Origin of the sequence: Pseudomonas sp. 203-8 (assembly GCF_020708595.1) — a bacterium.
Classification (GTDB): domain Bacteria; phylum Pseudomonadota; class Gammaproteobacteria; order Pseudomonadales; family Pseudomonadaceae; genus Pseudomonas; species Pseudomonas aeruginosa.
The window spans coordinates 497669-521519 of sequence record NZ_JAJFDF010000003.1 but is presented as its reverse complement, the minus strand read 5'-3'; the positions used below and the strand labels follow the sequence as shown (position 1 = coordinate 521519).

Sequence of the window (23851 nt, the reverse complement as noted above, 5' to 3'; positions counted from 1 at the left end):
ACGAGCGGAAACGAACAGCCAGGAGAACCTCACATGATCGACGGATTGCTGCGCAGTCTCGGCCTCGACCCCAATGCCTTTCGCGATGGCGAGCTTGCCGTGCATACCCCCATCGACGGCAGTCGCCTGGCTGCGGTGCGACTGGAGGGGCGCGCCGCCGTTGCCGCCAAGGTCGAGCGCGCCGAACAGGCGTTCCGCGCCTGGCGCCAGGTGCCGGCGCCGCGCCGTGGTGAACTGGTGCGGCTGTTCGGCGAGGAATTGCGTCGGCACAAGGCCGAACTCGGCGAACTGGTGTCCTGGGAGGCGGGCAAGATCACCCAGGAAGGCCTCGGCGAAGTCCAGGAAATGATCGATATCTGCGACTTCGCGGTGGGCCTCTCGCGCCAGTTGTACGGTCTTACCATCGCATCCGAGCGTCCCGGCCACCACATGCGCGAGACCTGGCACCCGCTGGGCGTGGTAGGCGTGATCAGCGCGTTCAACTTCCCAGTCGCGGTGTGGTCGTGGAATACCGCGCTGGCGCTGGTCTGCGGTAATTCCGTGGTCTGGAAGCCTTCGGAGAAGACCCCCCTCACCGCACTGGCCTGCCAGGCACTGTTCGAGCGTGCCGCGCGGGCCTTCGGCGGCGATGCGCCGGCGCACCTGAGCCAATTGCTGATCGGCGACCGCGAGGCCGGCGAAGCGCTGGTGGACGACCGTCGCGTCGCCCTGGTCAGCGCCACCGGCAGCACTCGCATGGGGCGCGAAGTGGCGCCGCGGGTGGCGGCGCGTTTCGCTCGCTGCATCCTCGAACTGGGCGGCAACAACGCGATGATCCTGGCGCCAAGCGCCGACCTCGACCTGGCGGTGCGCGGCATCCTGTTCGGCGCGGTGGGCACCGCCGGGCAGCGCTGCACCACCTTGCGCCGGTTGATTGCCCATGAGTCGGTGAAGGACGAGATAGTCGAGCGCCTCAAGGCAGCCTATTCCAGGGTCCGTATCGGTCATCCGCTGGAGGGCAACCTGGTCGGGCCGCTGATCGACGAACGCAGCTACCTGGCCATGCAGGACGCCCTGGCGCGAGCCCGCGAGCAGGGGGGGCGGGTGTTCGGCGGCGAGCGGCAATTGCAGGAGCGCTATCCGGATGCCTACTACGTGTCGCCGGCCATCGTCGAGATGCCGGGACAGACCGAAGTGGTGCGCACGGAGACCTTCGCACCGATCCTGTACGTGGTCGGCTACCGCGATTTCGACGAGGCCCTGCGCCTGAACAACGAGGTTCCCCAGGGACTGTCGTCGTGCATCTTCACCACCGACCTGCGCGAGGCGGAACTGTTCCAGGGCGCGGCGGGCAGTGACTGCGGGATCGCCAACGTCAACATCGGCACCAGCGGGGCGGAAATCGGCGGGGCGTTCGGCGGCGAGAAAGAGACCGGCGGCGGCCGCGAGTCCGGCTCGGACGCCTGGAAGGCCTACATGCGACGGCAGACCAACACCGTCAACTATTCCCGCGAGCTGCCGCTGGCACAGGGCATCACCTTCGATTGAACGGGGCGCGGCGGGCTCCCGCCGCATGGCAATGAGGCTGGCAGCGGAGTCGCGCATGGGCGGTTTGCAGCAACGGTGTCTGTGGGAAGTGGTTACGCCTCGCCTGTCCGGAGCGGCGAGCCTGAACGGCGAGCAGCGCGCCGACGTATGTGTGATCGGCGCCGGTTTCACCGGGCTTTCGGCGGCGCTCCACCTGCTGGAGGCCGGCCGTTCGGTGTGCGTGCTGGAAGCGTACGAGGTCGGCCACGGCGGGTCGGGACGTAATGTCGGATTGATCAACGCCGGCACCTGGATTCCCCCGGACGAGGTGGTCGCCACCCTCGGCGCCGAGCAGGGAGAAAAGCTCAACGCCGTGCTGGGGCGGGCGCCGGCGCTGGTGATGGAGACCATCGAACGCCTCGGCATCGATTGCCAGTTGCGCCGCGAGGGCACCCTGCACATGTCGCACAACGCCAGCGGCGTGGCCGATCTGCAACGCCGTCACGCGCAGTGGACGCGCCGCGGCGCTCCGCTGGAGTTGCTGACCGGCGCGGCTTGCCACGAGGCCTGCGGCACCCGGCGAATCAGCGCGGCGTTGCTCGACCGACGCGCCGGCACTCTCAATCCCATGGCCTATTCGCGCGGACTGGCCACCGCCGTCGTACAGCGGGGTGGGCAACTGTACCAGCGCTCGCCGGTGCTCGCCCTGGAGCGGCAGGGCGCGCTGTGGGCGGTGCGCAGTAGCGCGGGGGCGGTACTGGCGGAACAGGTGGTGATCGCCTCCAACGCCTATACCGAGGGCGAGTGGACCAACCTGAGGCGGCACTTCTTTCCCGGCTACTACTACCAGGTGGCTTCGGCGCCGCTGCACGGCGCCGCGGCCGAGCGCATCCTGCCTCACGGCCAGGGTTCCTGGGACACCAGGACGGTGCTCAGCAGCATTCGTCGCGATGCCCAGGGTCGCCTGTTGCTGGGAAGCCTCGGCAATGGCGCGAACAAGCCCGCCTGGTTCCTGCGGCAATGGGCCGATCGAATCCAGAGCCATTACTTTCCCGACCTGGGCCAGGTCAACTGGGAGTACAGCTGGACGGGTTGCATCGCCTTCACCCCCGATCATCTGATGCGCCTGTTCGAGCCTGCGGAAGGCTTGCTGGCGGTGACCGGCTACAACGGACGCGGCGTGACCACCGGTACGGTAGTGGGCAAGGCGTTCGCCGACTACTTGCTGAGCGGCGAGCGAGCGACATTGCCGTTGCCGTTCAGTGACATGAAGCCCGTCCCCGCGGCCAGGCTGCGCAGTTGCGCCTACGAGATGGGTTTTTCTCTCTATCACGCCGGTCAATGCTTGCGCGTGGTTCTCTAGGCTCGACCGAATCAAGGTGTGTTTTCAGCAAAATAATGATAGTTTGTTGTAAACACACATGAGGAGGTCGTCATGAGCGCTCTCATCAAGGAACGTCCCAGCGCCGATGCCGTCCTGGCCAAGGCCGTCCTGGCCGCGCGCGAGCAATTGGGGCTGACGCAGCTCGAACTGGCCGGCATCGTCGGCGTCGATCGCAGCGCCATCAGCCGCTGGAAGACCCAGGGCCTGCGGGTGGACAGCAAGACCGGCGAGCTGGCTCTGCTGCTGGTGCGAGTCTATCGCGCACTGTATGCCCTGTTCGGCGGGCAGCAGGAGGACATGCACCACTTCCTGCGCACTCCCAACCATCACCTGGCGGGCGAGCCGCTGGCACTGATGGGACAGGTGCAGGGCCTGGTTCATGTGCTGGAATACCTCGATGCGATCCGCGGCAAGGTCTGATACCCGGCGCGCCTGTACGGGGCCTACGCCTGTCACGGAAAAGGCTGGCAGCCAGAGGCGACACGCCTGGCTGAATGGAGACTGCGGTGCCGCTACGCTGGCATCCGACACCACAGGAAGCGAGGGGCGGAAGGTGAGCGAGATCTGGCGACAGTGCAAGGGTGAGCGGCATATCCGACCGCTCCAGGGGCGCCTGGTGCGGTTGGTGGAGAGCCAGGAGCAGGTGGCGACCCTGCAATTGGTCGACACCCTGGAAGAACAGGCGTTGCTCGAGGAACTGCTCGAGTCGAGCAAGCCGCCGGTGCCGGCGGATGCCGAGCCATTGCATTACCTGTTGAAGACCCCGTTCCGTTATCCGCCCTTGCGCTGGGGGTCGCGGTTTGGCCGTCGCCACGAGCCAAGCCTGTTCTACGCCGCGTTGAAGCTGGAAACGGCCATGGCCGAAAGCGCGTATTACCGTTGCGTCCTGTGGAGTGGCATGGTGGTGCCGCCACCGAGCGGGAGGATTCTGTCCGAGCACGCTTCGTTCGAGGCGGGCTGGAAGGTGGAGCGGGGAATCCGTCTGCAGGCGCCGCCTTTCTCCGATCACGAGGCTGCGCTGACCGACATCGCCGACTACCGCGCTCCCCAGGAACTGGGAACTGCCATGCGCAGCGCCGGGGTGCAGGCATTCGAATACCGTTCGGCGCGTTGCCCGGAGCGCGGCTGCAATGTCGCCCTGTTCACGCCCGCGGCCTTCACCGAAAAGCGTCCTCGCAACCTGACGCCCTGGCTGTGCGAAACCACGGCCGGTTACGTGGCCTTCAAGCCGGCGCATGTGCCGGGGTCGCCGAAAATCTTCTCCTGGGAGCTGTTCCTGGTGGACGGAAAGTTGCCGCATCCGGCGTGAGTGGAGGGGGCACGGTTGCCAGCGATCCGGGGGCGCCGTCTGAAGGCCGCCACCTGCCGGTTGGGCAGGGCTGGCCTGCATGCCCCGAGGGAAAGAGTGGCTGAGGATTTCGAACGGCATTGCCCTGCAATGGGGCGGCAAGAGGCTTCGGCGAAAATTTGTGCACAAATGGAAAGCAGCTTGTCAAGGGTTGAGAGCGTTAGGCTCTAAACGCTTGATTTTTCATGTTTGAAACGTAACTTATTGAAAAATAACGATAAAAATAGTTGGTGAAAAAATCGTCAATCTGTCCCATAGCCCCACTCCATCGGGGGTTCGGCAGTTTTTTAGGGGCTTTTCCACTGGGTTATCCACAGGATCTGTGGATTTCCCAAGCGCTTGCTCGACAGCACATCGCACGCTCCAAGGCAAGCCCTGTAGCCGCGACAAAAATGCCGTGGAAGCAGAAATGTCCCGGCGGCGAAGGGCGCAGGGCGATGGTTTCCGTTATGGAAGTATCTGAAATGTCCTGCGCATGGGGTACGCACAGCTCGGAAGCGGAGTGCTCGTTCGGCGCGGCGCTATTCGCTCGACGGTCTTTTCCCAAGAACCTAGAATCCGCTGCACGCGCGCCTGCCAGGCGGGTGTTGCGTCGTTTTCCGCTGGAGTGCCCCATGCCCGTCGATCTACCGAACCTGTTGCTTGGCCTGCTGGCTGCCGCGATTCCCCTGGCCGGCCTGGCATGGCAGCTACAGAGAAGGGCCAGCCTGGCGGAGCGCGAGATAGCCTTGCTCGGCGAGCGACTGGCGACCGCGCAACTGGCCCAGGACGGGCTGAATGCGCAGTTGGAGACCAGTAGGGAGGCTTACCAGCAACTCGGCGAGCGCCATGCCAGGCTCTCCGGCGAGGTCGCCGCGCTGCGTCGGGAAGCCGAGTTGATGGGGGAGGAGCGGCAACGGGCGTCCCAGGCGGAGGCACGTTGGGCCAGCGAGCGCCAGGGCCGGGAAGAGGAAGTGCGTCGCCTGGCTTCCGAACGGGCTGCGCTGGCTGCGGAACTTCGCGAGCAGCAGGAAAGCCACCAGCAGCGCCTGACCGACCTGCAGTCGGCCCGCGACGAGTTGCGGGCACAGTTCGCCGAACTGGCGGGAAAGATCTTCGACGAGCGCGAACAGCGTTTCGCCGAGACCAGCCAGCAGCGCCTGGGGCAGATGCTCGATCCACTGAAGGAGCGCATCCAGGCGTTCGAGAAGCGGGTGGAGGAAAGCTACCAGCAGGAAGCGCGCGAGCGTTTCTCCCTGAGCAAGGAACTGGAGCGTCTGCAGCAGCTCAACCTGCGCCTGGGCGAGGAAGCGACCAACCTGACCCGCGCGCTCAAGGGCCAGAAGACCCAGGGCAACTGGGGCGAACTGGTGCTGGAGCGGGTGCTCGAGCATGCGGGCCTGGAAAAAGGCCGGGAATACGAGACCCAGGTCAGCCTGAAGGGCGCCGAGGGCGAACGCTTCCAGCCGGACGTGCTGATCCGCCTGCCCGGCGACAAGCAGGTGGTGGTGGATGCCAAGGTCAGTCTCACGGCCTACCAGCAGTACATCGCCGCTGACGACGATCTGCTGCGCCAGCAGGCGCTGAAGCAGCACGTAACGTCGTTGCGCAACCATGTGAAAGGCCTCTCCGGCAAGGACTATCGACGCCTGGAAGGGTTGCACAGCCTCGACTTCGTCCTGCTGTTCATGCCGATCGAGGCGGCTTTTTCGACGGCCCTGCAGGCCGAGCCGAACCTGTTCCAGGACGCCTTCGCGCAGAATATCGTGATCGTCAGCCCGACCACCCTGCTGGCCACCCTGCGGGTAATCGACAGCCTCTGGCGCCAGGAGCGGCAGAACCAGAATGCGCGGGAAATCGCCGAACGTGCCGGTTCGCTGTATGACAAGTTCGTGCTCTTCGTCCAGGACCTCGATGAGGTCGGTTCGCGCCTGCAGCAACTGGACAAGGCCTATGCCGCGGCGCGCAACAAGCTCACCGAGGGACGTGGCAACCTGATCAGTCGCAGCGAGCAACTCAAGCTGCTCGGTGCCCGCGCCAGCAAGAGCCTGCCGACGGACTGGCTGGACCGGGCGCTGGTGGCGCCCGTGGAAGAGGCCGGAGAGGAGTGAGATCGGTTCGATCCCGTGCCCGGGCTTTCGAGAAAACGGAGGCTTTCCGGGAGGGGGATAAAAGAAGGGCGTCCGGAAGGACGCCCTGAAGATGATCATGGAGTAAGTCGGCTGTTCAGAGCCACGGCGCGGAGGAAAGTTCCGCGCCGTCCGTTCAGCGAGCGGGAGTGAGCGTCAGCCGCTTGTTGCCGTAAACGCGATCGAGGTTCTGTGGCTGGAACGGGAAGCTGACGTAGCGCCCCTTGAGCCAGGCGTCGATACCGTCGGCGTAGTGCGGGCTGGCCGGATTGCCGGATTGGCCGCTGCTGTTCACGCCGATCATCGGTTCGCTCTGGCCGAAGTCGACGATCAGCCGCATCGCCGGGATCAGCCAAGTGTCGAAGTCCTGGCCCCAGCCGTAGGCCGATACGTCCAGCGTGGTGTGGTCGCCGCCGGCCGGATAGGGCCCGCGATCGAGATAGCCCTTGATCGCGCCGAGTCCGGCGCGCTCGCCGGCGCCCAGGTAGGGGGCCATTTTCGAGCTGTCGCTCCGCCATTCGTAGGTGTGCAGCTTGCCCCATTGCCAGGCCTTGCGCTCGCTCCCCAGTCGCTGTTCGCAGAACTCCACGGCGGCGGCGAGGCTGCGCGCGAGGATTGCCGGCTTGTCCTCCTTCTGCGGAGTGCGGGTATCGTCCCAGAACGGACTGTCGTCGCGCCCGAGCAGGTGGTCGGCTTGCGCCGAGTAGGAGAGGTTGGCGGTCTCGACGAAGGCTTTCCAGGCAGGGCCGTCCTCCGGTCCTAGCTCGTCGAGGAATATCTGCCTGGCGCTCTCGTGGAGGAAGGCGCCGTACAGCGCGGCGTCGCTGGAGCTGGCTGTCAGCTTGCCGTCGAACGCCATCAGCCGGTCGTAGGCCTCCCGCGCCCGGCTGCGTTGCGCCTCCGGCAAGGCGTCGATGGCCTGGCGCAGCGGCGCCGCCATGCCGGGATTGTCGAACATGGCTTGCAGCTTGGCGACGAACAGCGAGGTCTGGTCGTACTGCATGCGGATCATGCTCTGGGTGTCGTGGCTCTTGCTGGCACCGGCGAGCTGGGCGATGCGCTCGGCGCGCTCCGGGTAGTACCAGGAATTGGACAACTGGGCGCCGTAGCCGGGCTGCACGGTGCGGTGGTTGGCGGTACCCAGCCAGCCCTGCTGCGGGTCCTGGTCGGAGGGGTGGAGGATCGGGTCGGCATAGCCATCCCAGTCGTAGCGGCCGTCCCAGCCAGGGGAGGGCAGCAGGCCGCGACCCTCCTTGCGGTTCGGATAGCGTCCGGTGACCTGCCAGCCGATGTGCTTTTCGTCGGCGAACACGATGTTCAGCGGCATCGCGCGAATCTCGCGGGTGGCGTCGAAGGCCTGCTCGATGGTCTTGGCCCGCGACAGGTCGAAGAAGCCGTCCAGGGTCTTGTCGGCTTCCTGCTGGATGCTCCGGTAGGCCAGTCCGTAGCCGCTCTTCAGCGGCAGCGGCTGGAGGATGTTCTTGCGCTCGCCCAGGGCGCTGTTGAGCAGCGGGCCATGGCGGGTTTCGTGGATGACCTCGCGGATCGGCCGCTGGCCCTTGATGAAGAAGGTTTCCTGGCGTTCGCGGGTTGGCTGCCACTTGCCGTCGGCCAGGTAATAGAGCCGGTTGCCCTGGCGTCGCAACTGTTCCAGGTAGAGATCCTGGTTGTCGCCCAGGACCATGGTCATGCCCCAGGCCAGCTTGCCGTTGAAGCCCGCCACCACGCCCGGCAGACCGGCGATGGAAACGCCCGCGGCCTGGTACTTGGGCGAGCGGATCTGCACGTAGTTCCACACCGACGGCATGCTCAGCGGCAGGTGGGTGTCGTTGGCCATCAGGCTCTTGCCGCTGCGGCTGCGTTGCGGCGCGATAGCCCAGTTGTTCGAGGCGGCGACCCCGAGCATGCTCAGCGCTGCGACCTGCCGCGCCGCGCCCTCGACGCCCGCGAGGCCGGGAACCTGCCCGTCCAGGCGCAGGCCCTTGAGCTTTTCCGCCTCGTCGAACGGCAGGTTTTCGTCGGGGTAGGTCGGCGTCAGCCAGGCCAGCTTGTCGCTGCCGACCTTCTGCGCGAGCGTCAGCGAGGCGATTTCTTCCTGCAGGTTCACCGCCAGGCCGAAGTTGAGCAGGGCGAAGACCAGGGCCGAGTCCTCGGGCTTCCAGTATTCCGGACGGTAGCCGGACTGGGCCAGGTCCATCGGCAGCTTGTCGCGATAGCGATACAGGTAGGCGTTGACCCCGCGCGCGTAGACCTCGAAGAAGCGTTGCAGGCGCGGCGAGGCGTTCCTGTACTGGATCTCCGCGGCCTGGCGCAGGTTCACGGTACGCATGAAACGGTCGATCTCCAGCGCGCCGGGGCCGACCATCTCGGCCAGCCGTCCCTGGGCCAGCAGGCGCAGGCTGACCATCTGGCTCAGGCGGTCGGAGGCGTGTACGTAGCCCAGGGCGAACAACGCGTCATGGAAGGTGCCGGTTTCGATCAGTGGCATGCCCAGCGCGTTGCGCCGGATCGATACGTTTTGCGCCAGGCCCTTGATCGGTTGCACGCCGGAGGTCGGCGGCAGGCTGTCGGCGTAGCGATCGTCGAGCCAGGACTGGCAACCGGCCAGGCCCAGGAGGGTGCCGAAGGCCGCGGCGGCGCCGCAACGGGGAAGAAAACGCATGAAGGCTGGCGAGGCCATGGGGTGGGGGCTCCTGCGGGAGTGGTCGCGTCGAGAGGCGCTACGTTAGTGAGGAGCGCAGGGCTGCGCAAGCTCCGCCTGCGATCGTCCGCGAGGACGTCCGCAGGCCGGCTCGGGACCCGCTACTGCGGCGGATTGATGCGCTCCACCAAAGCATAGGCGCGTTGCGTCGCCGGACGCTGGCGAATGCTCTCGAACCAGCGCTGCAGGTGTGGGAAGTCGGCGAGATCCTGCTCCTGCCACTGGTGCGGGACGATCCACGGATAGATGGCCATGTCGGCGATGCTGTAGTCGTCGCCGGCGACGAAGGCGCGGTCCGCCAGGCGCTGGTCGAGAACGCCGTACAGGCGCGCGGTTTCCTTGACGTACCGGTCGATGGCGTAGGGAATCTTCTCCGGGGCGAAGCGGTTGAAATGGTGGTTCTGCCCGGCCATCGGCCCCAGCCCGCCCATCTGCCAGAACAGCCACTGCAGGGTTTCCTGGCGCGCGCGCAGGTCCTTGGCGAGGAAGCGTCCGGTCTTTTCCGCGAGATAGAGCAGGATGGCGCCGGACTCGAACAGCGACAGGGGAGCGCCGCCGTCGGCCGGTTGGCGATCGACGATGGCGGGAATCTTGTTGTTCGGCGACACCTTCAGGAAATCCGCCTGGAACTGGTCGCCCTGGCTGATGTTGATCGGATGGATGGCGTAGGGCAGGCCGGTTTCTTCCAGGAAAAGAGTAATCTTGTGGCCGTTCGGGGTGGTCCAGTAGTACAGGTCGATCATCGGTGCGTCTCCGGCTCGTCGATGGGCTACGAACGGAAGACTCTACGCCAGGAACCTAGGTTCGATGCAAACCGCTGTCGCGCATGACGCCCCGGCGGGGCTGGTGGCGCGCCAACGAAAAGGCCCGCTGCTCAGCGGGCCTTCGGATGCCGGCGCGTGCGAAGGGTCAGGCGCCGTGGCACTTCTTGAATTTCTTCTCGCTGCCGCAGGGGCAGGGATCGTTGCGGCCTACGGCCTTGAGCGGATTGCGCACCGGCTCGTGGCTGTGGTTGCAGTGCGGACCATGGACATGACCATGGCCATGATCGTGATGATGATCGTGGTCGTGGTTGCAGTTCGGGCCGTGTACGTGGGGTTCCTGACTCATGGTGGACCTATTCTGGGATGAAATCGCCGGGAATTATCTCGCCATTTCGTCTCAGGTGCACGCTGCGGCCGAACATCAGTCCGGTCTTCACTTCGCCCTGCAGGCGGTAGCGGATCGGCTCCTCGGGACGCTCGAGGAGCTTGACGATGTATTTCATGTGGCGCCAGAGATTGGTTCGCACCGGTACGTCGAATACCTCGTGGCCGTGGGCGGGAACCGTGAACCACTGGCCGGACTCGCCTTCTGCGAGCTGGATGTCGTTCAGTTGCACGGCGTACTGCAGGCCGCGTACCGGCAGGCTGAAATCGTTGGGGTTGTCGATGCGGAAGCGCATCACGAACTCCTGTTCCAGCAAGCGTGCCTTGACCACTTCCACCTTCAGCAGCTTGACGTCGGGGTCTTCGAAGCTGCCGGTCATCCAGCTGCAGCCCGAGAGATGGGAGAGAACTCCCCACGCCATTATTAGGCTGATAATTCTTATCATTTGCGCCTGGTAATTCATGCTATTCCCCCCGAGACGCCCCAGTTTAACAAGCAGTGATTGTGCTGCAACTTATTGTTGTATAGAGGAAAGATGTTTCAGGTACAGGCCTGTGTCCATATGTTTCCCATAGCGCAGTCGGGGGAGCATGGAGAAGCGCGTACGCCCGTGCAAGTCTTCCCGTCGGCTGGCGTGACCGGCTCGGCTAACCTGAACGGACCCGCCGGCCGATTTGCCGGACCCAGTCACTCCACGCGTGGCTGTCGATGGGTACAATCGCTCGACGAAACGCCAGGGCCGCCATGCCGAGCGGCCCTTCACTCGGAGAGATGCCAATGAGCCGCTTTGAAATCGCCTTTTCCGGCCAGTTGGTCGCCGGCGCCCGTCCCGAGGTGGTCAAGGCCAACCTGGCCAAGCTGTTCCAGGCCGACGCGCAGCGTATCGAACTGCTGTTCTCCGGCCGCCGGGTGGTGATCAAGAACAACCTCGATGCCGCCTCCGCGGAAAAATACCGCAGCGTGCTGGAGCGAGCGGGAGCGATCGCCGTGGTCGCCGAGATGGAGGTCGAGGAGGTGGTCATGGCGCCGCCGCCTGCGCAGACGACTCCCGTGGAGGCCCCGCAGACCCGCGCCGCTACTGGTACCAGCGCGCCCGCCGGACGCTTGCAGGTAGCGCCGCGGGACGGCTACATGGCGGCGTTCGCCGAGGTCGATGCGCCGGATTTCGGCCTGGCTCCGGTAGGCGCCGACCTACAGGACGCCAAGGCCGAAGCCGAGGCGCCGAAACTCGACCTGAGCCGCTTCAGCGTCGCCCCGGTCGGTAGCGACATGGGCCAGGCACGCTCCGAGCCAGCGGCTCCGGCTCCGGACACCAGCCACCTGCGCCTGCAGGACTGAGGCGGGCAGCGGCCTGCGACAAGCCAGGGCGTGGGGCGGATAACCGCGTCGCGAGGCCGTGGCATCGGGGACAGGCGAGGGGTTGGAGGAACGCGTCGGCCAGGGGGCAGGCGCTTGCTTCAGTGGTCGAAATCGTCCTGGTAGACGAACTTGGGCATTTCCCAGTGGAAGCGGATGGCCAGCAGGCGGAACAGGAAGCCGCTGAACAGGGTGATCAGCATCGCCTGCTCGGAAGGCAGTTCCAGCTCCACGCAGATCAGGTAGCACCAGGCGCTGGCGAAGGACACGCTGGCATAGAGTTCGCGGCGGAATATCAAGGGTACGTCGTTGCACAGGATGTCGCGGAGAATGCCGCCGAACACCCCGGTGATCACCCCGCTGATCGCCGCGATCAGCAGGCTGTGGCCCATTTCCAGGCTGACCTGGCAGCCGATCAGGGTGAAGGCCACCAGGCCAACCGCGTCGAGTACCAGGAACAGCGAGCGCAGGTGGCGCATCAGCGGCGCGATGAACACTGTCACCAGCGCGGCGACTGCGGTCAGCGCCAGGTATTCCGGGTGACGGACCCAGGTCAGCGGGTAATGGCCCAGCAGCATGTCGCGTACCGAGCCGCCGCCCAGGGCGGTGACGCAGGCGATCAGCACCACGCCGAACAGGTCCATGCTGCGCCGGCCGGCCGACAGCGCACCGGTCATGGCTTCGGCGGTGATGGCGATGATGTAGAGCACGGTCAGCAGCATGGGGATGGGGCCCGGATGAAAAGGCTGCGCATTCTACCCGAGCGCTCGTCAACGCCCAAACCGCGCAGCCTGGCGCAGCATCTCAGGCGTGCATGCGCAACCAGAAGCGTTCCTGGCAGGCGTTGACGAAGTGCTTGTAGCGTGGGCTGATTTCCTGCCCGGCGGAATCCAGCACTTCGTAGCCGATCCAGCATTCCTCGCAGGCCCCGCTGCTCGGCAGGAGGTCGCGCTCGCAGTGCTGGCGCAGGCGCACGCCGTTGTCGAAACGGTAGAGCGCTTCGCAGCTGTGGATCTCGACGCCGTCCTCGCAGCGCTGTTGCTCTTCGACCTGCGCATCGCTTATCGAGACCGGCGAGGGCAGGGCATGGATGGCGCGGATATAGCTGGCGAGCGAATGCATCAGGTGATCCACGGACCGCAGCATTTCTTCAGCTTGCCGCCGGCGCCGCAGGGGCAGGGATCGTTGCGGCCGAGTTTCAGGGCCACGGTCGGATCGAGGAAGTACCAGCGACCGTTGCGCTGGACGAAGCCGGAACATTCGCGATGGGCATGTTCCCCGTCGGCGTCGTGCCAGCGCGCGACGAAGGTGACTCGCGCATGCTCCGGCTGGCCGCCGAGCACCTCGTGGTTTTCCACCTCCAGACCGAGCCAGGTGCTGCCGTGGCTCCAGGCGCGGATGCCGTCGAGATCGAGGCCGGCCTGTTGCGCCGGCAGCGTGGTGTCGCGCAGGTAGTCCACCAGTCCGAGGGCGTAGGCGCTGTAGCGCGAGCGCATCAGGGCTTCCGCGGTAGGCGCGGGATGTCCCTGGTGATAGCGGCCGCAGCAATCGTCGAGCGGGTCGCCGCTGCCGCAGGGGCAAGAGGGTTGGGTCATGGTTACCACCAGTACTTGCCGAAGTTTTCCGGGTTGGCCCAGAACTTGGCGTTCAGCCAATCGGGGACCTGCTTGTATTCGTACAGGTCGTAGGTGTACAGGGTCAGCGTCTGGCCTTCGCGCTGGAAGCGTTCGCTGTTCTGCATGGCGAGGGCGAAGAAGTCGGTTTCCTGCCAGTCGCTGGCCTCGAGGTCGACCAGTACGGCGACCCGGCTGGCGTTCAGGTTGCGCACGCCCGCGAGCAACTGCAGACCGGTGCGCTGCGGCAGGTGTTCCAGGCAATCGACGAACAGCGCCAGGTCGAAGCGCTGGCCGGCCAGTTCGGCGGGCAATGCCGCCGCCGGGCTGTGCGCCAGTTGGCACTGGGGATGGTTGTGGATGAAGGCCTCCACCGCCGGCAGCCGGCTGGCGCCGACCAGCAGCAAGCGCTTCGGCGCGTAGCGGGCGAGCAACGCGGCCAGGGCCTGCTGCGGGGTGCGGGGAGAAATCGGTTCGCTCATGGGAAAACACTCTCCTGGGATTCGCCAAGACTAGCCTGAAGCGCCTGCATGGCCTAGTGCTGGCGCTTTTTTCGGCTGGGGTCTTTACTCCCTATTTGTCGGTTACAACCGATCCACGAGGAGAGTTTCAATGAGCATCACGAGGACCGCTTTACCCCTGATTCTGGTCAGCGGCTTGCTGACCGGTTGCGCAGGGTTGCAGAAAAGCGACTGGCCGACCTGTGCGGCGGTCGGTGGTGTTACCGGCGCCGGCCTGGGCGCGATCGAAAGCAGCAGCTGGGCCGGCTGGGGCGCCCTGATCGGCGGTGGCGTCGGTGCCGCCTATTGCTGGGTGCACGGTGCCGGCGAACAGGTCGCGCCGCCGCCTCCGCAGCCGGTCGAGGAAGTCGCGCCGCCGCCTCCCGTCGTCAAGGAAGAAACCATTGTCGTGCGCGACCTGCACTTCGCCTTCGATTCGTCGAAGGTGGACGCCGCCGACAGCGAGAAGCTCAACGGCATCGCCGAACGCCTGAAAGGCGAGGCGGCCAGTACGCGCCTGAGTATCACCGGGCATACCGACAGCGTCGGTTCCGATGCCTACAACCAGAAGCTGTCGGAACGGCGCGCGAATGCCGTTGCGAACTATCTGATTGATGCCGGGGTGCCTTCGAGCATCATCGTCGGCGTGCAGGGATTGGGCGAAAGCCAGCCGGTCGCCGACAACAAGACTCGCGAAGGGCGGGCCGAGAATCGCCGGGTGGAAATCCTCATCAAGCGCGAATGACGCAGGCGGCGCGGAGCAGAACGGGGGCGTCGAAGCCCCCGTTTTCGTTCATGGCTGGCGCCGCGGCGGGCTGGCGAGTATGTTCCCCCGCACACGATGTCTTGGGGGGAGTTCCATGAAAGCGTTTCTCGGGCTGGGCAAGCTCGTGACCCTGGTGTTCTGGGGCGCGGTGCTGGTCAATCTGCTGCATCCGTTCGCCTATCCGCTGAACTGGCTGTTGTCGATAGCCGGCGGCCTGATCCTGTTGATCCACCTGATCGAGATTCTCGTCCTCGGAGGACGCCTGAAAGCGCGCGCGCATCCCTGGCTGGATCGTCTCCAGGTCTTGCTGTTCGGGGTCTTCCACATGCTTGCGTTGCCGGCGTTGAGCCCGGCCAGCGAGTTACCGCAGGACAAGGAGGACGATCATGCGTAAGGCCATGCTCGGATTGTTCCTGGTCGTTCCCCTGGCCTGGGCTGGCGCCGTGTTTTCGGCCGAGGCGCCGCCGGCACGCCAGCAGGGTATCGGCGGAACCGTGAAGGTGCAGGCGAACTCGGTGATGCGCCTGCCCAAGCGGGCCCAGGAGCTGCGCCTGCGCAGAGTGGAGATCGGCGAGGATGCCGCCCTGCTGATTCCGCTGGAGGTCAGCGTCCTGCGCATCGAGGAACTGCACATGGCGAAGAACGCCCGGATCGGCGTGGCGCCAGGCGAGGAGCGAATCAGCATCGAAGTCGTCAGCGGCCGCCTGGCCGATGGCAGCATCATTTCCGCGCCCGGCGCGACCGGCACCTTCCGGCAAAGCGCCGGTAACGGCCGCGACCTGACCTTGCGCCTGCAGGCGGTGGAGGTGGAAAGCCTGCTGCTGGACGCCCGCGGTGGCGTCGGCGCTCCAGGCTACGATGGCCTGGACGGGGCTTCCGGCAAGGCCTCCGGCTGCCTCTGGGGCAGCGCGCTGAAAGGTGGCGACGGCCAATCCGGAAGCGACGGCGGTCCGGGCGGGGCGGGCGGTCGGATTCGTCTGGAAGTGCCGGGCGATTTTCCTCTGGAGCGCTTGCAAACCCGTCTGCAAGGCGGCGTCGGCGGCGCTGGAGGCAAGGCCGGCAAACCGGGTGCGGCGGATAACGCCACCGGTTGCTGGATCTACTCGGTGGATGCCGGTCGTGCGGGGCGCAGCGGAGAGGACGGCGCGAACGGCACCAACGGCAGCGACGGCAGCCTGGACGTCGTGCGCTTCTGAGGAGAGGCCGGCAGCACGGCTTCCGGCGCCTCGCCGGTTCAGAGGCTCGGGCGTGCCGCTACCAGGGCTATCAGCAACAGGCCGAGGAGCAGGTTGAAGCCGACGGTGCGGCGGATCTTCCCCAGCGCCTGCCCGCCTGCCGGCCAGTCCTGGGCCTGCACCGCGCGGCGCAGTTCCGGCACTTGCAGCGCCTGCACCCGCAGGAACAGTGCCAGCATGGCGACGTAGAGCCCCATCATTACCTGTACGTAGCGCGGCGCGCCGGCGAAACCGTTGAAGCTCAGGTGCAGCATGCCGACGCCGCTGATCGGCAGCAGGATCACCGCAGCCCAGACCCAATGGAAGAAACGGCGGAACACCTCCAGCCACAGGCCCAGGCGGGCTGGGGCCTCCAGCGCGGCGACGGCCGCCGGACGAAGAATCGTCCAGGCGAAGAACATGCCTCCGACCCAGACCAGGGCGGCCAGGACATGCAGGGCGTAGACGAGGGCGTAGGGGGTCATTCGGCGATCTCCGCTGGCGGTTGTGACGAAGCGCGTTATCATAGCCGCCCTGTCGAACCACTGAAAATTTATCCAGCTATGGCGCGCCGGCGGATTCGTCTTCCGCTGCGCGCCGGGCCCAGGAATTCCATGCTCAGCGCCGAACTCAAGTCCCAGATCCAGGGTGCCTACACCCGCTTTCTCGAAGCCAAGGAGCTGAAGCCTCGCTATGGCCAGCGCCTGATGATCGCCGAAGTGGCCAAGGCCCTCGGCGCGATCAAGGAGGACGAGGAGGGGCACCGCGAGGGCGAGCCGGCGGTGGTCGCGGTGGAGGCCGGAACCGGTACCGGCAAGACCGTGGCCTACAGCCTGGCGGCGATCGCCTGCGCCAAGGCCAGTGGCAAGCGCCTGGTGATAGCCACCGCGACCGTCGCCCTGCAGGAGCAGATCGTCCACAAGGATCTTCCCGACCTGCTGCGCAACAGCGGGCTGGCCTTCAGCTTCGCCCTGGCCAAGGGCCGCGGGCGCTACCTGTGCCTGTCCAAGCTCGACGTGCTGCTGCAGGAAGGCCAGGCGCAGAGCGCGACGGCGCAACTGTTCGCCGACGACGGTTTCAACATCGATGTCGACGAGACCAGCAGCAAGCTGTTCAACCAGATGATCGAACGCCTGGCCGGCAACCGCTGGGACGGCGACCGCGACAGCTGGCCGGAGGCGATCGACGACGCGCATTGGGCGCAGCTCACCACCGATCACAGCCAGTGCACCAACCGACATTGCCCGAACTTCCAGCAGTGCGCCTTCTACAAGGCGCGCGAAGGGATGACCAAGGTCGACGTGATCGTCACCAACCACGACCTGGTCCTGGCTGACCTGGCCCTGGGCGGCGGCGCCATCCTGCCCGATCCGCGCGAGACCCTCTACGTGTTCGACGAGGGCCATCACCTGCCGGACAAGGCGATTGGCCATTTCGCCCATTTCACCCGCCTGCGCGCTACCGCCGACTGGCTGGAGCAGATCGCCAAGAACCTCACCAAGCTGCTCGCCCAGCACCCGCTGCCGGGCGACCTCGGCCGCCTGATCGAACAGGTGCCGGAGCTGGCCCGGGAGATCAAGACCCAGCAGCAGTTCATGTTCACCGCCTGCGAAGAGATCGGCGATTTCCGCGCCGGCGAGGACATGGAAGGTCGCGAGCGGCCGCGTCACCGTTTCGTCGGCGGGGTGGTCCCCGAGCATATCCGCGAGATGGGCATCGAGCTGAAGAAAGGCTTCTCCAAGCTGACCGACCTGTTCACCCGCCTCACCGATATCCTCAAGGAGGCGATGGACGGCGAAGGCGCCGGCGGCATCGCCAGCCACCAGGCGGAGGAGTGGTACCCGCTGTTCGGTAGTCTTTTGGCGCGCGCCCAGGGCAACTGGGAACTGTGGACCGCCTTCACCTGCGAGGACCCGCAGGACAGCCCGCCGATGGCGCGCTGGCTGACCCTCGCCGAGAGCGGCAGCTTCTACGACATCGAAGCCAACGCCAGCCCGATCCTCGCCGCCGAGACCCTGCGCCGCAACCTGTGGAACGTCGCCTATGGCGTGCTGGTGACCTCGGCGACCCTGACCGCGTTGGGCACCTTCGACCGCTACCGCATGCGCGCGGGCCTGCCGCGCAACGCGGTCACCGCGGTGGTGCCGAGCCCCTTCCACCATGCCGAGGCCGGGGTATTGCGGGTCCCCGACCTCAAGGCGGATCCGCGCAACGCCGCCGAGCACACCGCGGCGATCATTCGCGAGCTGCCGGAACTGGTGAAGGGCGCGCGCGGCAGCCTGGTGCTGTTCTCCTCGCGCAAGCAGATGCAGGAAGTCTTCGACGGTCTCGACCGCGACTGGCGCAAGCGGGTGTTCATCCAGGGCAACCTGTCCAAGCAGGAAACCCTGAACAAGCACAAGTCGCGAGTCGACGACGGCGAGGACAGCGTGCTCTTCGGCCTCGCCAGTTTCGCCGAAGGCGTGGACCTGCCGGGGGCCTATTGCGAACACGTGGTGATCGCCAAGATTCCCTTCGCGGTACCCGACGACCCGGTGGAGGCGGCGCTGGCCGAGTGGATCGAGGCGCGCGGCGGCAATCCGTTCATGGAGATCGCCGTGCCAGACGCCTCGCTGCGGTTGGTCCAGGCCTGCGGGCGGCTGCTGCGCACCGAGCAGGACCGCGGCACCATCACCCTGCTGGACCGCCGCGTGGTCACCCAGCGCTACGGCAAGGCTATCCTCAATGCATTGCCGCCGTTCCGCCGGGAAATCGCCTGACGCGCTGGCCTGCGCGGGAGGGCGCCAGCCTTCACGTCCGAGCCGCATCAGGAATTCCCGGCATTTGCCCAGGCCGGGATGGAGTTAAGGAAAACAGGCTTCATGATCCGTTCGCGTTGGCATCTTCCCCTGCTTCTCGGCCTGCTCGCGGTGGCCACGCCGCTGGCGGCGAGCGACACCCAGCAGGTGCTGTTCAACTTCGTCAAGCCAATGGCCGTGGTCGGCATCACCCTTGAGGATGCCGACCTGCCCAGCGCGACGGCGGAGGCCACCCCGGAGGGCGACATTCTCCGTCGCGTCACCTTCAGCCCGGCGCAACGGCCCACCTTGCGCATGAGTCCGGCGCAGGGCCGTTGGGACTGGTCCGCAGCGGACTACGTGAGCCTGCGCATCCAGAACGCCATGAGCTGGGACATGACCCTGGAGGTCGCGATCGAGGGCGAGCAGGGCGCGCCGGGGTTGCAGGCATCCATAGAGCTTCCGGCAGGCCCGCCGCAGACCCTGCTGGTGCCGTTGCGGGCGGTTTCGCCAGAGGCTCTGGGCATGCGTGCGGGGCCGCCGATGCCGCAGATGGTCGAAGGCCAGCGGATGCTGCTGGCGCCACGCGTGGAGGGCTCGCTGGACCGCGCCAGGGTCGGGGCGCTGAGCCTGTCCCTGCGCTCGCCGCAAGCTCCCCAGAGCATCCTGCTCGGACGTTTCGGCATACGCGCAGGGAGGGCGGTGGAGCGGAGCATCCTGACCGGCCTGATCGATCGCTATGGCCAGTACAGCCGCGCCGACTGGCCGGAAAAGATTCGTTCCGACGAGCAGTTGCGCAGCGCCTATGCGGCCGAGGCCGCACAGCTCCGCGACTGGGAGCGGCAGACACCGGCGCGCGACCGTTTCGGCGGCCTGCTGGGTGGGCCGGTGTTCGAAGCCAGCGGTTTCTTCCGCACGGAAAAACGTGGCGGGCGCTGGTGGCTGGTTACTCCGGAAGGACATCCGTTCTGGTCGCTGGGCGTTAATGCGGTGACCGCCGACGGCAGCCGGACCTACGTCGAAGGACGCGAGCCGATGTTCGCCGAACTGCCGGCGGAGGGTGAGCCGCTGGCCGCATTCTTCGGTGAGGGCGACGACCGCCGCGGCGTCGCCGCGCAGGCCGGGCGGCGCTTCGGGCATGGTCGCTGGTTCGATTTCCTCGGTGCCAATCGCCAGCGCATCGCTCCCCAGGCGAGTGCCGACCAGCTCGCCGGCGAATGGCGCCAGCGCACCCTGGAGCGCCTCTCGGCATGGGGTTTCAACAGCCTCGGCAACTGGAGCGATCCGGCGCTCGCCGCACAGACGCGGATGCCCTACAGCCTGCCGCTGTCGATCGCCGGCGACTACGCCACGGTCAGCAGCGGTTTCGACTGGTGGGGAGCCATGCCCGATCCCTTCGACCCGCGCTTCGCCATGGCCGCCGAGCGCGTCATCGCCATCGCTGCTCGCGACCACCGCGACGATCCCTGGCTGCTCGGCTACTACGCCGACAACGAACTGGCCTGGGCCGGGCGCGACGGCTCGGCCCAGGCGCGCTACGGCCTCGCTTTCGGAGCCTTGACGCTGTCCATGGACAGTCCGGCGAAGCGCGCCTTCGTCAAGCAATTGAAAGCCAAGTACCTGGGCCATGAGGCATTGGCCGAGGCCTGGGGCATCGAGCTGGCCGCCTGGGAGGCCCTGGAGGCGCCGGGCTACGCGGCTCCGCTGCCGGGCGAGGGGCATCCGGCCATCGCCGAGGACTACAGCGCCTTCCTCCGGCTGTATGCCGACGCTTACTTCAAGACCCTGCGCGACGCCCTGCAATGGCACGCACCGAACCACCTCCTGCTCGGCGGCCGCTTCGCCGTCAGCACTCCCGAGGCGATCACCTCCTGCGCCCGGTATTGCGACCTCCTCAGTTTCAACCTCTATACGCCGTTGCCCGGGCAGGGCCTGGACGACTCCCTGCTGGCGCGGCTGGACAAGCCGGTGCTGATCAGCGAGTTCCACTTCGGCTCGCGGGATCGCGGTCCGTTCTGGGGTGGTGTCAGCGAGGCGGCCAATGAGCGGGCGCGCGGCGACTCCTACCGAACGTTCCTGGAGGCGGCGCTGAAGAGTCCGTATATCGTCGGCGCCCACTGGTTCCAGTACCTCGACCAACCGGCCAGCGGGCGTCTGCTGGACGGCGAGAACGGCCATATAGGCCTGGTCGGGATCACGGGCTTGCCGTTCGCCGGCTTCGTCGACACGGTGCGCCGAAGCAACCTTGCCGCCCTGTCGCGACTGTCGGCGATGGCCAGGTCCATGCCTGCCGTCGAGCCTCTGCCGCCGCGCGAGGATTCAGCCGGTTCATGAGCGCGCATTCACCGCCGCCCGCTTGCGGCGAACCCCTCTTATGTCAGGGTTCACAAGGCCGCCGAGGGCTGGAAGAATGCCCCGACCACTTTCCCACCGGAACTTGCCCATGACGCCCCAAGGCCACTGTGACAGCCGTTTCGCCCCGCTTGCCGAGGCCTTCGCCCGGCTTTTCGACAATCCGCAGGAGCGCGGCGCGGCGTTGTGCCTGGAGGTCGGTGGCGAGACGGTGGTCGACCTCTGGGGCGGCGTCGCGGACAAGGACGGCGAGCAGCCCTGGCAGCGCGACACCATCCTCAATCTGTTCTCCTGCACCAAGACCTTCACCGCCGTTGCCGTGCTGCAACTGGTGGCCGAGGGCAAGCTCGAACTGGACGCGCCGGTGGCACACTACTGGCCCGAGTTCGCCGCGGCCGGCAAGGCAGCGATCAGCGTGCGCCAGTTGCTCTGCCATCGCGCCGGCCTGCCGGCGCTGCGCGAGCAGATGCCGCCCGAGGCACTCTACGACTGGCAGGCGATGACCACGGCACTGGCCGCCGAGGAGCCCTGGTGGACGCCTGGCGAAGCGCACGGCTATGCACCGATTACCTATGGCTGGCTGCTCGGCGAGGTGATCCGCCGGGTCGACGGCCGCGAGCCGGGCGAGGCCATCGTGGCGCGCACCGCGGCACCGCTGGGCCTGGATTTCCATGTCGGCCTGGACGACAGCCAGTTCGGCCGCGTCGCCCACATGGCACGGAGCAAGGGCAGCCTCGGCGACGCTGCCGCCCAGCGTATGCTGAAGACCATGATGAGCGAGCCATTGGCGCTGACCACCCGTGCCTTCACCAATCCGCCGTCGATCCTCACCAGCACCAACAAGCCGGAATGGCGACGCATGCAGCAGCCGGCCGCCAATGGCCATGGCAACGCGCGCGCGCTCGCCGGCTTCTATAGCGGCCTGTTGCAGGGACGTTTGCTGGAAGATGAACTGCTGGGCCAGTTGGCCCACGAACACGCGGTAGGCGAGGATCGGACCTTGCTGACCCGGACCCGCTTCGGCCTCGGCACCATGCTCGACCAACCGGGCGTGGCCAATGCGACCTACGGACTCGGCCCCAAGGCCTTCGGCCACCCTGGGGCGGGTGGCTCGATCGGCTTCGCCGATCCCGAGCGCGACCTGGCTTTTTCCTTTGTCAGCAACGCCTTGGGGCCGTATGTGCTGATGGATCCGCGGGCGCAGCAGCTGGCGCGTGTCGCGGGGGAGTGTCTGTAATCCGTTGGTTAACTTTTAACCGCTTGTCGGCTCGACGCTAAATTTCATTGCCAAATAATGGCTTAGCGACACAATCTAAAGCGTCGTATGAGATAGGGCGTTGCCGGGGCAGTGGATCGACTCCGGCATCGCTGCGATGTGACCGGCGGTTGAGCCGAATGTTCCATCGGGCTCGCCTTCTTTCACTTCCAACGGACCCCGACGTATGAAACTGCTTAAGACCTCGACGCTTCTTCTCTGCATGACCGCCTCCGGCTGCAGCTATTTCCAGACCCAGGACGCTTCCTCGCAGCCAGCCAAGGCTCCGGCCGAGCAGGCTTCCAGCCATTCATGGTGGCCGTTCGGCAAGGACGACGGACAGACCGTCGCCAAGCAGGCCACGGAACAGAAGGCCGAAGCCGAGCATGTCGGCTCCAGCCACTGGTGGTGGCCGTTCGGCAAGGACGAAGGCGGTCGGGACGTAGCCGCCAAGGCAGCGGAGCAGAAGGCCGAGATCGCCGCGGCGAAGAAAGAAGTCGCCGCCGCAGCCGAGCCGAAGGCCGCCAACCCCTGGTGGTGGCCGTTCGGCGCCAGCTCGGCGAGCAAGGCGTCGGGCAAGCCGGCACTGGTCCAGCAGAAGGTCACCAAGGAGTGGCTGGATGCCCATGAGAAAGCCCTGCGCGAAGCGATCGCCGGTAGCGAGTTCACCCTCGAACGCCGCGACAACGCATTGATCGTCATCGCCCCCGCCGACTACTCGTTCAATCCCAAGCGCCACACCATGCTGATGCCGATCACCCTCAACCCGCTGGGCAAGGTCGCCAAGATGGCCCAGGCCGATCCGCAGAGCGGTATCCTGGTACTCGGCCATACCGACAGCACCGGCAGCAAGGCGGTCAACGACAAGCTGAGCTTCGAGCGTGCCCAGTCGGTGGCGGCGATCTTCCGCCTCAGCGGCCTGAAAGGCGACCAATTGCGCCTGAAGGGGGTCGGTTCCGACATGCCGCGCGCGGACAACGCCAGCGCCGCCGGCCGCGCCCAGAACCGTCGCGTCGAAGTGCTCTATACCCAGCGCGCCAGCCTGCTGTCCCTGGCCCAGGGCAACTGAGCCGAACCGGGGCAGGGCGCTTGGCGCCATTGTCCCGGATCAAGCGCGAGGCGGAGTCTGCGGTTAAGCTATGGCGCATTTCCCCCTGGAGATGCGCCATGACCCAGTCCCTGGCCGATATGCGCCGCGAGTACACCCGCGATGGCCTCAGCGAGGCCAACGCCCCTAGCGATCCCTTCAGCCTGTTCCGCCAGTGGTTCGACGACGCGGTGAAGACCGAGCGCCTGCCGGTCGAACCCAACGCCATGACCCTGGCCACCGTCGACGCCGACGGCTATCCGCATTGCCGTATCCTCCTGCTCAAGGGCCTCGACGAGCGCGGCTTCACCTTCTTCACCAACTACGAAAGCGCCAAGGGCCGGCAACTGGCGGCCAATCCGCGGGCGGCCATGACCTTCTTCTGGCCGGCGTTGGAGCGCCAGGTGCGCATCGAAGGCAGCGTCGAGAAGGTCACTCCCGAGGAATCCGACGCCTACTACCAGGTGCGTCCGCTGGGCAGTCGCCTGGGCGCCTGGGCCTCGCCGCAGAGCCGGGTCATCGCCGATCGCGCCGAGCTGGAACGGCTGCTCGCGGACACCGAGCGGCGTTTCGCCGACCAGCCGCCGAGCTGTCCCGAGCACTGGGGCGGCTACCGTCTCCTGCCGCAGCGCATCGAGTTCTGGCAGGGGCGGCCGAGCCGCCTGCACGACCGTCTCGACTATCGACGCCAGGACGGCGGCTGGCGGCGCGAACGCCTGGCGCCCTGAATCCTCC

At 66.5% G+C, this 23851-nt stretch carries 23 protein-coding genes; 14 read left to right on the top strand and 9 right to left on the bottom strand.

The annotated features are described in order from the left end of the window. Window positions 1–33: 33 nt before the first annotated feature. The 5 genes from LJF27_RS09200 (at window position 34) to rmuC (ending at window position 6328) form a co-directional block, all read left to right on the top strand. Window positions 34–1527 (top strand): aldehyde dehydrogenase family protein, encoded by a 1494-nt coding sequence (locus LJF27_RS09200; RefSeq protein WP_003086325.1) that lies wholly within the window; start codon window positions 34–36, stop codon window positions 1525–1527. Between the two features lie 55 nt (window positions 1528–1582). Next, window positions 1583–2869, top strand: coding sequence for an NAD(P)/FAD-dependent oxidoreductase (locus LJF27_RS09195; RefSeq protein ID WP_003112529.1), 1287 nt, complete (start codon window positions 1583–1585; stop codon window positions 2867–2869). A gap of 72 nt (window positions 2870–2941) precedes the next feature. After that, complete coding sequence (locus LJF27_RS09190) at window positions 2942–3310, top strand: antitoxin Xre/MbcA/ParS toxin-binding domain-containing protein (RefSeq protein ID WP_229601849.1); 369 nt, start codon at window positions 2942–2944, stop codon at window positions 3308–3310. Between the two features lie 133 nt (window positions 3311–3443). Beyond that, window positions 3444–4199, top strand: a complete 756-nt coding sequence (locus LJF27_RS09185) for an RES family NAD+ phosphorylase (RefSeq protein ID WP_003449003.1) — start codon at window positions 3444–3446, stop codon at window positions 4197–4199. Window positions 4200–4966: 767 nt separating this feature from the next. Then, the gene (rmuC, locus tag LJF27_RS09180; protein WP_003081943.1) at window positions 4967–6328 is read left to right on the top strand and encodes a DNA recombination protein RmuC; all 1362 of its coding nucleotides are present in this window, start codon (window positions 4967–4969) and stop codon (window positions 6326–6328) included. A gap of 154 nt (window positions 6329–6482) precedes the next feature. Here the strand turns inward: rmuC and quiP are convergent, their stop codons facing one another. From quiP to LJF27_RS09160, 4 genes are all read right to left on the bottom strand, one after another. Further along, window positions 6483–9026, bottom strand: a complete 2544-nt coding sequence (quiP, locus tag LJF27_RS09175) for an acyl-homoserine-lactone acylase QuiP (RefSeq protein WP_003140632.1) — start codon at window positions 9024–9026, stop codon at window positions 6483–6485. A gap of 122 nt (window positions 9027–9148) precedes the next feature. Then, window positions 9149–9790 carry a glutathione binding-like protein gene (locus LJF27_RS09170; RefSeq protein ID WP_003081964.1) on the bottom strand — a complete coding sequence of 214 codons (642 nt, stop codon included), beginning with the start codon at window positions 9788–9790 and terminating at the stop codon, window positions 9149–9151. A 166-nt stretch (window positions 9791–9956) separates the two neighbouring features. Further along, window positions 9957–10157 (bottom strand): SEC-C metal-binding domain-containing protein, encoded by a 201-nt coding sequence (locus LJF27_RS09165; protein ID WP_003081984.1) that lies wholly within the window; start codon window positions 10155–10157, stop codon window positions 9957–9959. A gap of 7 nt (window positions 10158–10164) precedes the next feature. After that, a complete protein-coding gene (locus LJF27_RS09160; protein WP_003081986.1) occupies window positions 10165–10659 on the bottom strand; it encodes an LEA type 2 family protein in 495 nt (164 codons plus the stop codon). Window positions 10660–10973: 314 nt separating this feature from the next. Between LJF27_RS09160 and LJF27_RS09155 the strand changes: the two genes are divergently transcribed. Beyond that, complete coding sequence (locus LJF27_RS09155) at window positions 10974–11534, top strand: hypothetical protein (RefSeq protein WP_003081987.1); 561 nt, start codon at window positions 10974–10976, stop codon at window positions 11532–11534. Window positions 11535–11653: 119 nt separating this feature from the next. Here the strand turns inward: LJF27_RS09155 and LJF27_RS09150 are convergent, their stop codons facing one another. The 4 genes from LJF27_RS09150 to LJF27_RS09135 all read right to left on the bottom strand — a co-directional run bounded on the left by LJF27_RS09150 (window position 11654) and on the right by LJF27_RS09135 (window position 13647). After that, window positions 11654–12274: a trimeric intracellular cation channel family protein gene (locus LJF27_RS09150; protein WP_003081997.1), complete on the bottom strand. Its 621-nt coding sequence runs from the start codon at window positions 12272–12274 to the stop codon at window positions 11654–11656. An 82-nt stretch (window positions 12275–12356) separates the two neighbouring features. Beyond that, complete coding sequence (locus tag LJF27_RS09145) at window positions 12357–12674, bottom strand: hypothetical protein (protein WP_003082000.1); 318 nt, start codon at window positions 12672–12674, stop codon at window positions 12357–12359. Further along, entirely contained in the window at window positions 12674–13147 is a 474-nt protein-coding gene (locus LJF27_RS09140) for a YchJ family protein (protein WP_003082003.1), read from the bottom strand. The genes LJF27_RS09145 and LJF27_RS09140 overlap by 1 nt, the downstream gene beginning before the upstream one ends. Window positions 13148–13149: 2 nt before the next feature. Further along, window positions 13150–13647 carry a DUF6231 family protein gene (locus tag LJF27_RS09135; protein ID WP_003086343.1) on the bottom strand — a complete coding sequence of 166 codons (498 nt, stop codon included), beginning with the start codon at window positions 13645–13647 and terminating at the stop codon, window positions 13150–13152. Window positions 13648–13777: 130 nt separating this feature from the next. On the opposite strand from LJF27_RS09135, the gene LJF27_RS09130 reads away from it, so the two are divergent. The 3 genes from LJF27_RS09130 (at window position 13778) to LJF27_RS09120 (ending at window position 15627) form a co-directional block, all read left to right on the top strand. Then, window positions 13778–14410: an OmpA family protein gene (locus LJF27_RS09130; RefSeq protein WP_003082015.1), complete on the top strand. Its 633-nt coding sequence runs from the start codon at window positions 13778–13780 to the stop codon at window positions 14408–14410. Between the two features lie 115 nt (window positions 14411–14525). Beyond that, window positions 14526–14825 carry a DUF1145 domain-containing protein gene (locus tag LJF27_RS09125; protein ID WP_003082018.1) on the top strand — a complete coding sequence of 100 codons (300 nt, stop codon included), beginning with the start codon at window positions 14526–14528 and terminating at the stop codon, window positions 14823–14825. After that, complete coding sequence (locus LJF27_RS09120; protein ID WP_003112523.1) at window positions 14818–15627, top strand: hypothetical protein; 810 nt, start codon at window positions 14818–14820, stop codon at window positions 15625–15627. The genes LJF27_RS09125 and LJF27_RS09120 overlap by 8 nt, the downstream gene beginning before the upstream one ends. Window positions 15628–15665: 38 nt before the next feature. On the opposite strand, the gene LJF27_RS09115 is transcribed toward LJF27_RS09120, so the two are convergent. Further along, window positions 15666–16130, bottom strand: coding sequence for a CopD family protein (locus tag LJF27_RS09115; protein ID WP_003082024.1), 465 nt, complete (start codon window positions 16128–16130; stop codon window positions 15666–15668). Between the two features lie 129 nt (window positions 16131–16259). Between LJF27_RS09115 and dinG the strand changes: the two genes are divergently transcribed. From dinG to pdxH, 5 genes are all read left to right on the top strand, one after another. After that, complete coding sequence (gene dinG / locus LJF27_RS09110; protein WP_003086351.1) at window positions 16260–18404, top strand: ATP-dependent DNA helicase DinG; 2145 nt, start codon at window positions 16260–16262, stop codon at window positions 18402–18404. Between the two features lie 78 nt (window positions 18405–18482). Beyond that, window positions 18483–20756 carry a beta-agarase gene (locus LJF27_RS09105; RefSeq protein ID WP_073670246.1) on the top strand — a complete coding sequence of 758 codons (2274 nt, stop codon included), beginning with the start codon at window positions 18483–18485 and terminating at the stop codon, window positions 20754–20756. A gap of 109 nt (window positions 20757–20865) precedes the next feature. Beyond that, window positions 20866–22011: an EstA family serine hydrolase gene (locus tag LJF27_RS09100; RefSeq protein ID WP_003112520.1), complete on the top strand. Its 1146-nt coding sequence runs from the start codon at window positions 20866–20868 to the stop codon at window positions 22009–22011. 205 nt (window positions 22012–22216) lie between these two features. Then, window positions 22217–23098 carry an OmpA family protein gene (locus LJF27_RS09095; protein WP_003082037.1) on the top strand — a complete coding sequence of 294 codons (882 nt, stop codon included), beginning with the start codon at window positions 22217–22219 and terminating at the stop codon, window positions 23096–23098. A gap of 98 nt (window positions 23099–23196) precedes the next feature. Then, window positions 23197–23844, top strand: a complete 648-nt coding sequence (gene pdxH, locus LJF27_RS09090; protein WP_003158199.1) for a pyridoxamine 5'-phosphate oxidase — start codon at window positions 23197–23199, stop codon at window positions 23842–23844. Window positions 23845–23851 lie beyond the last annotated feature (7 nt).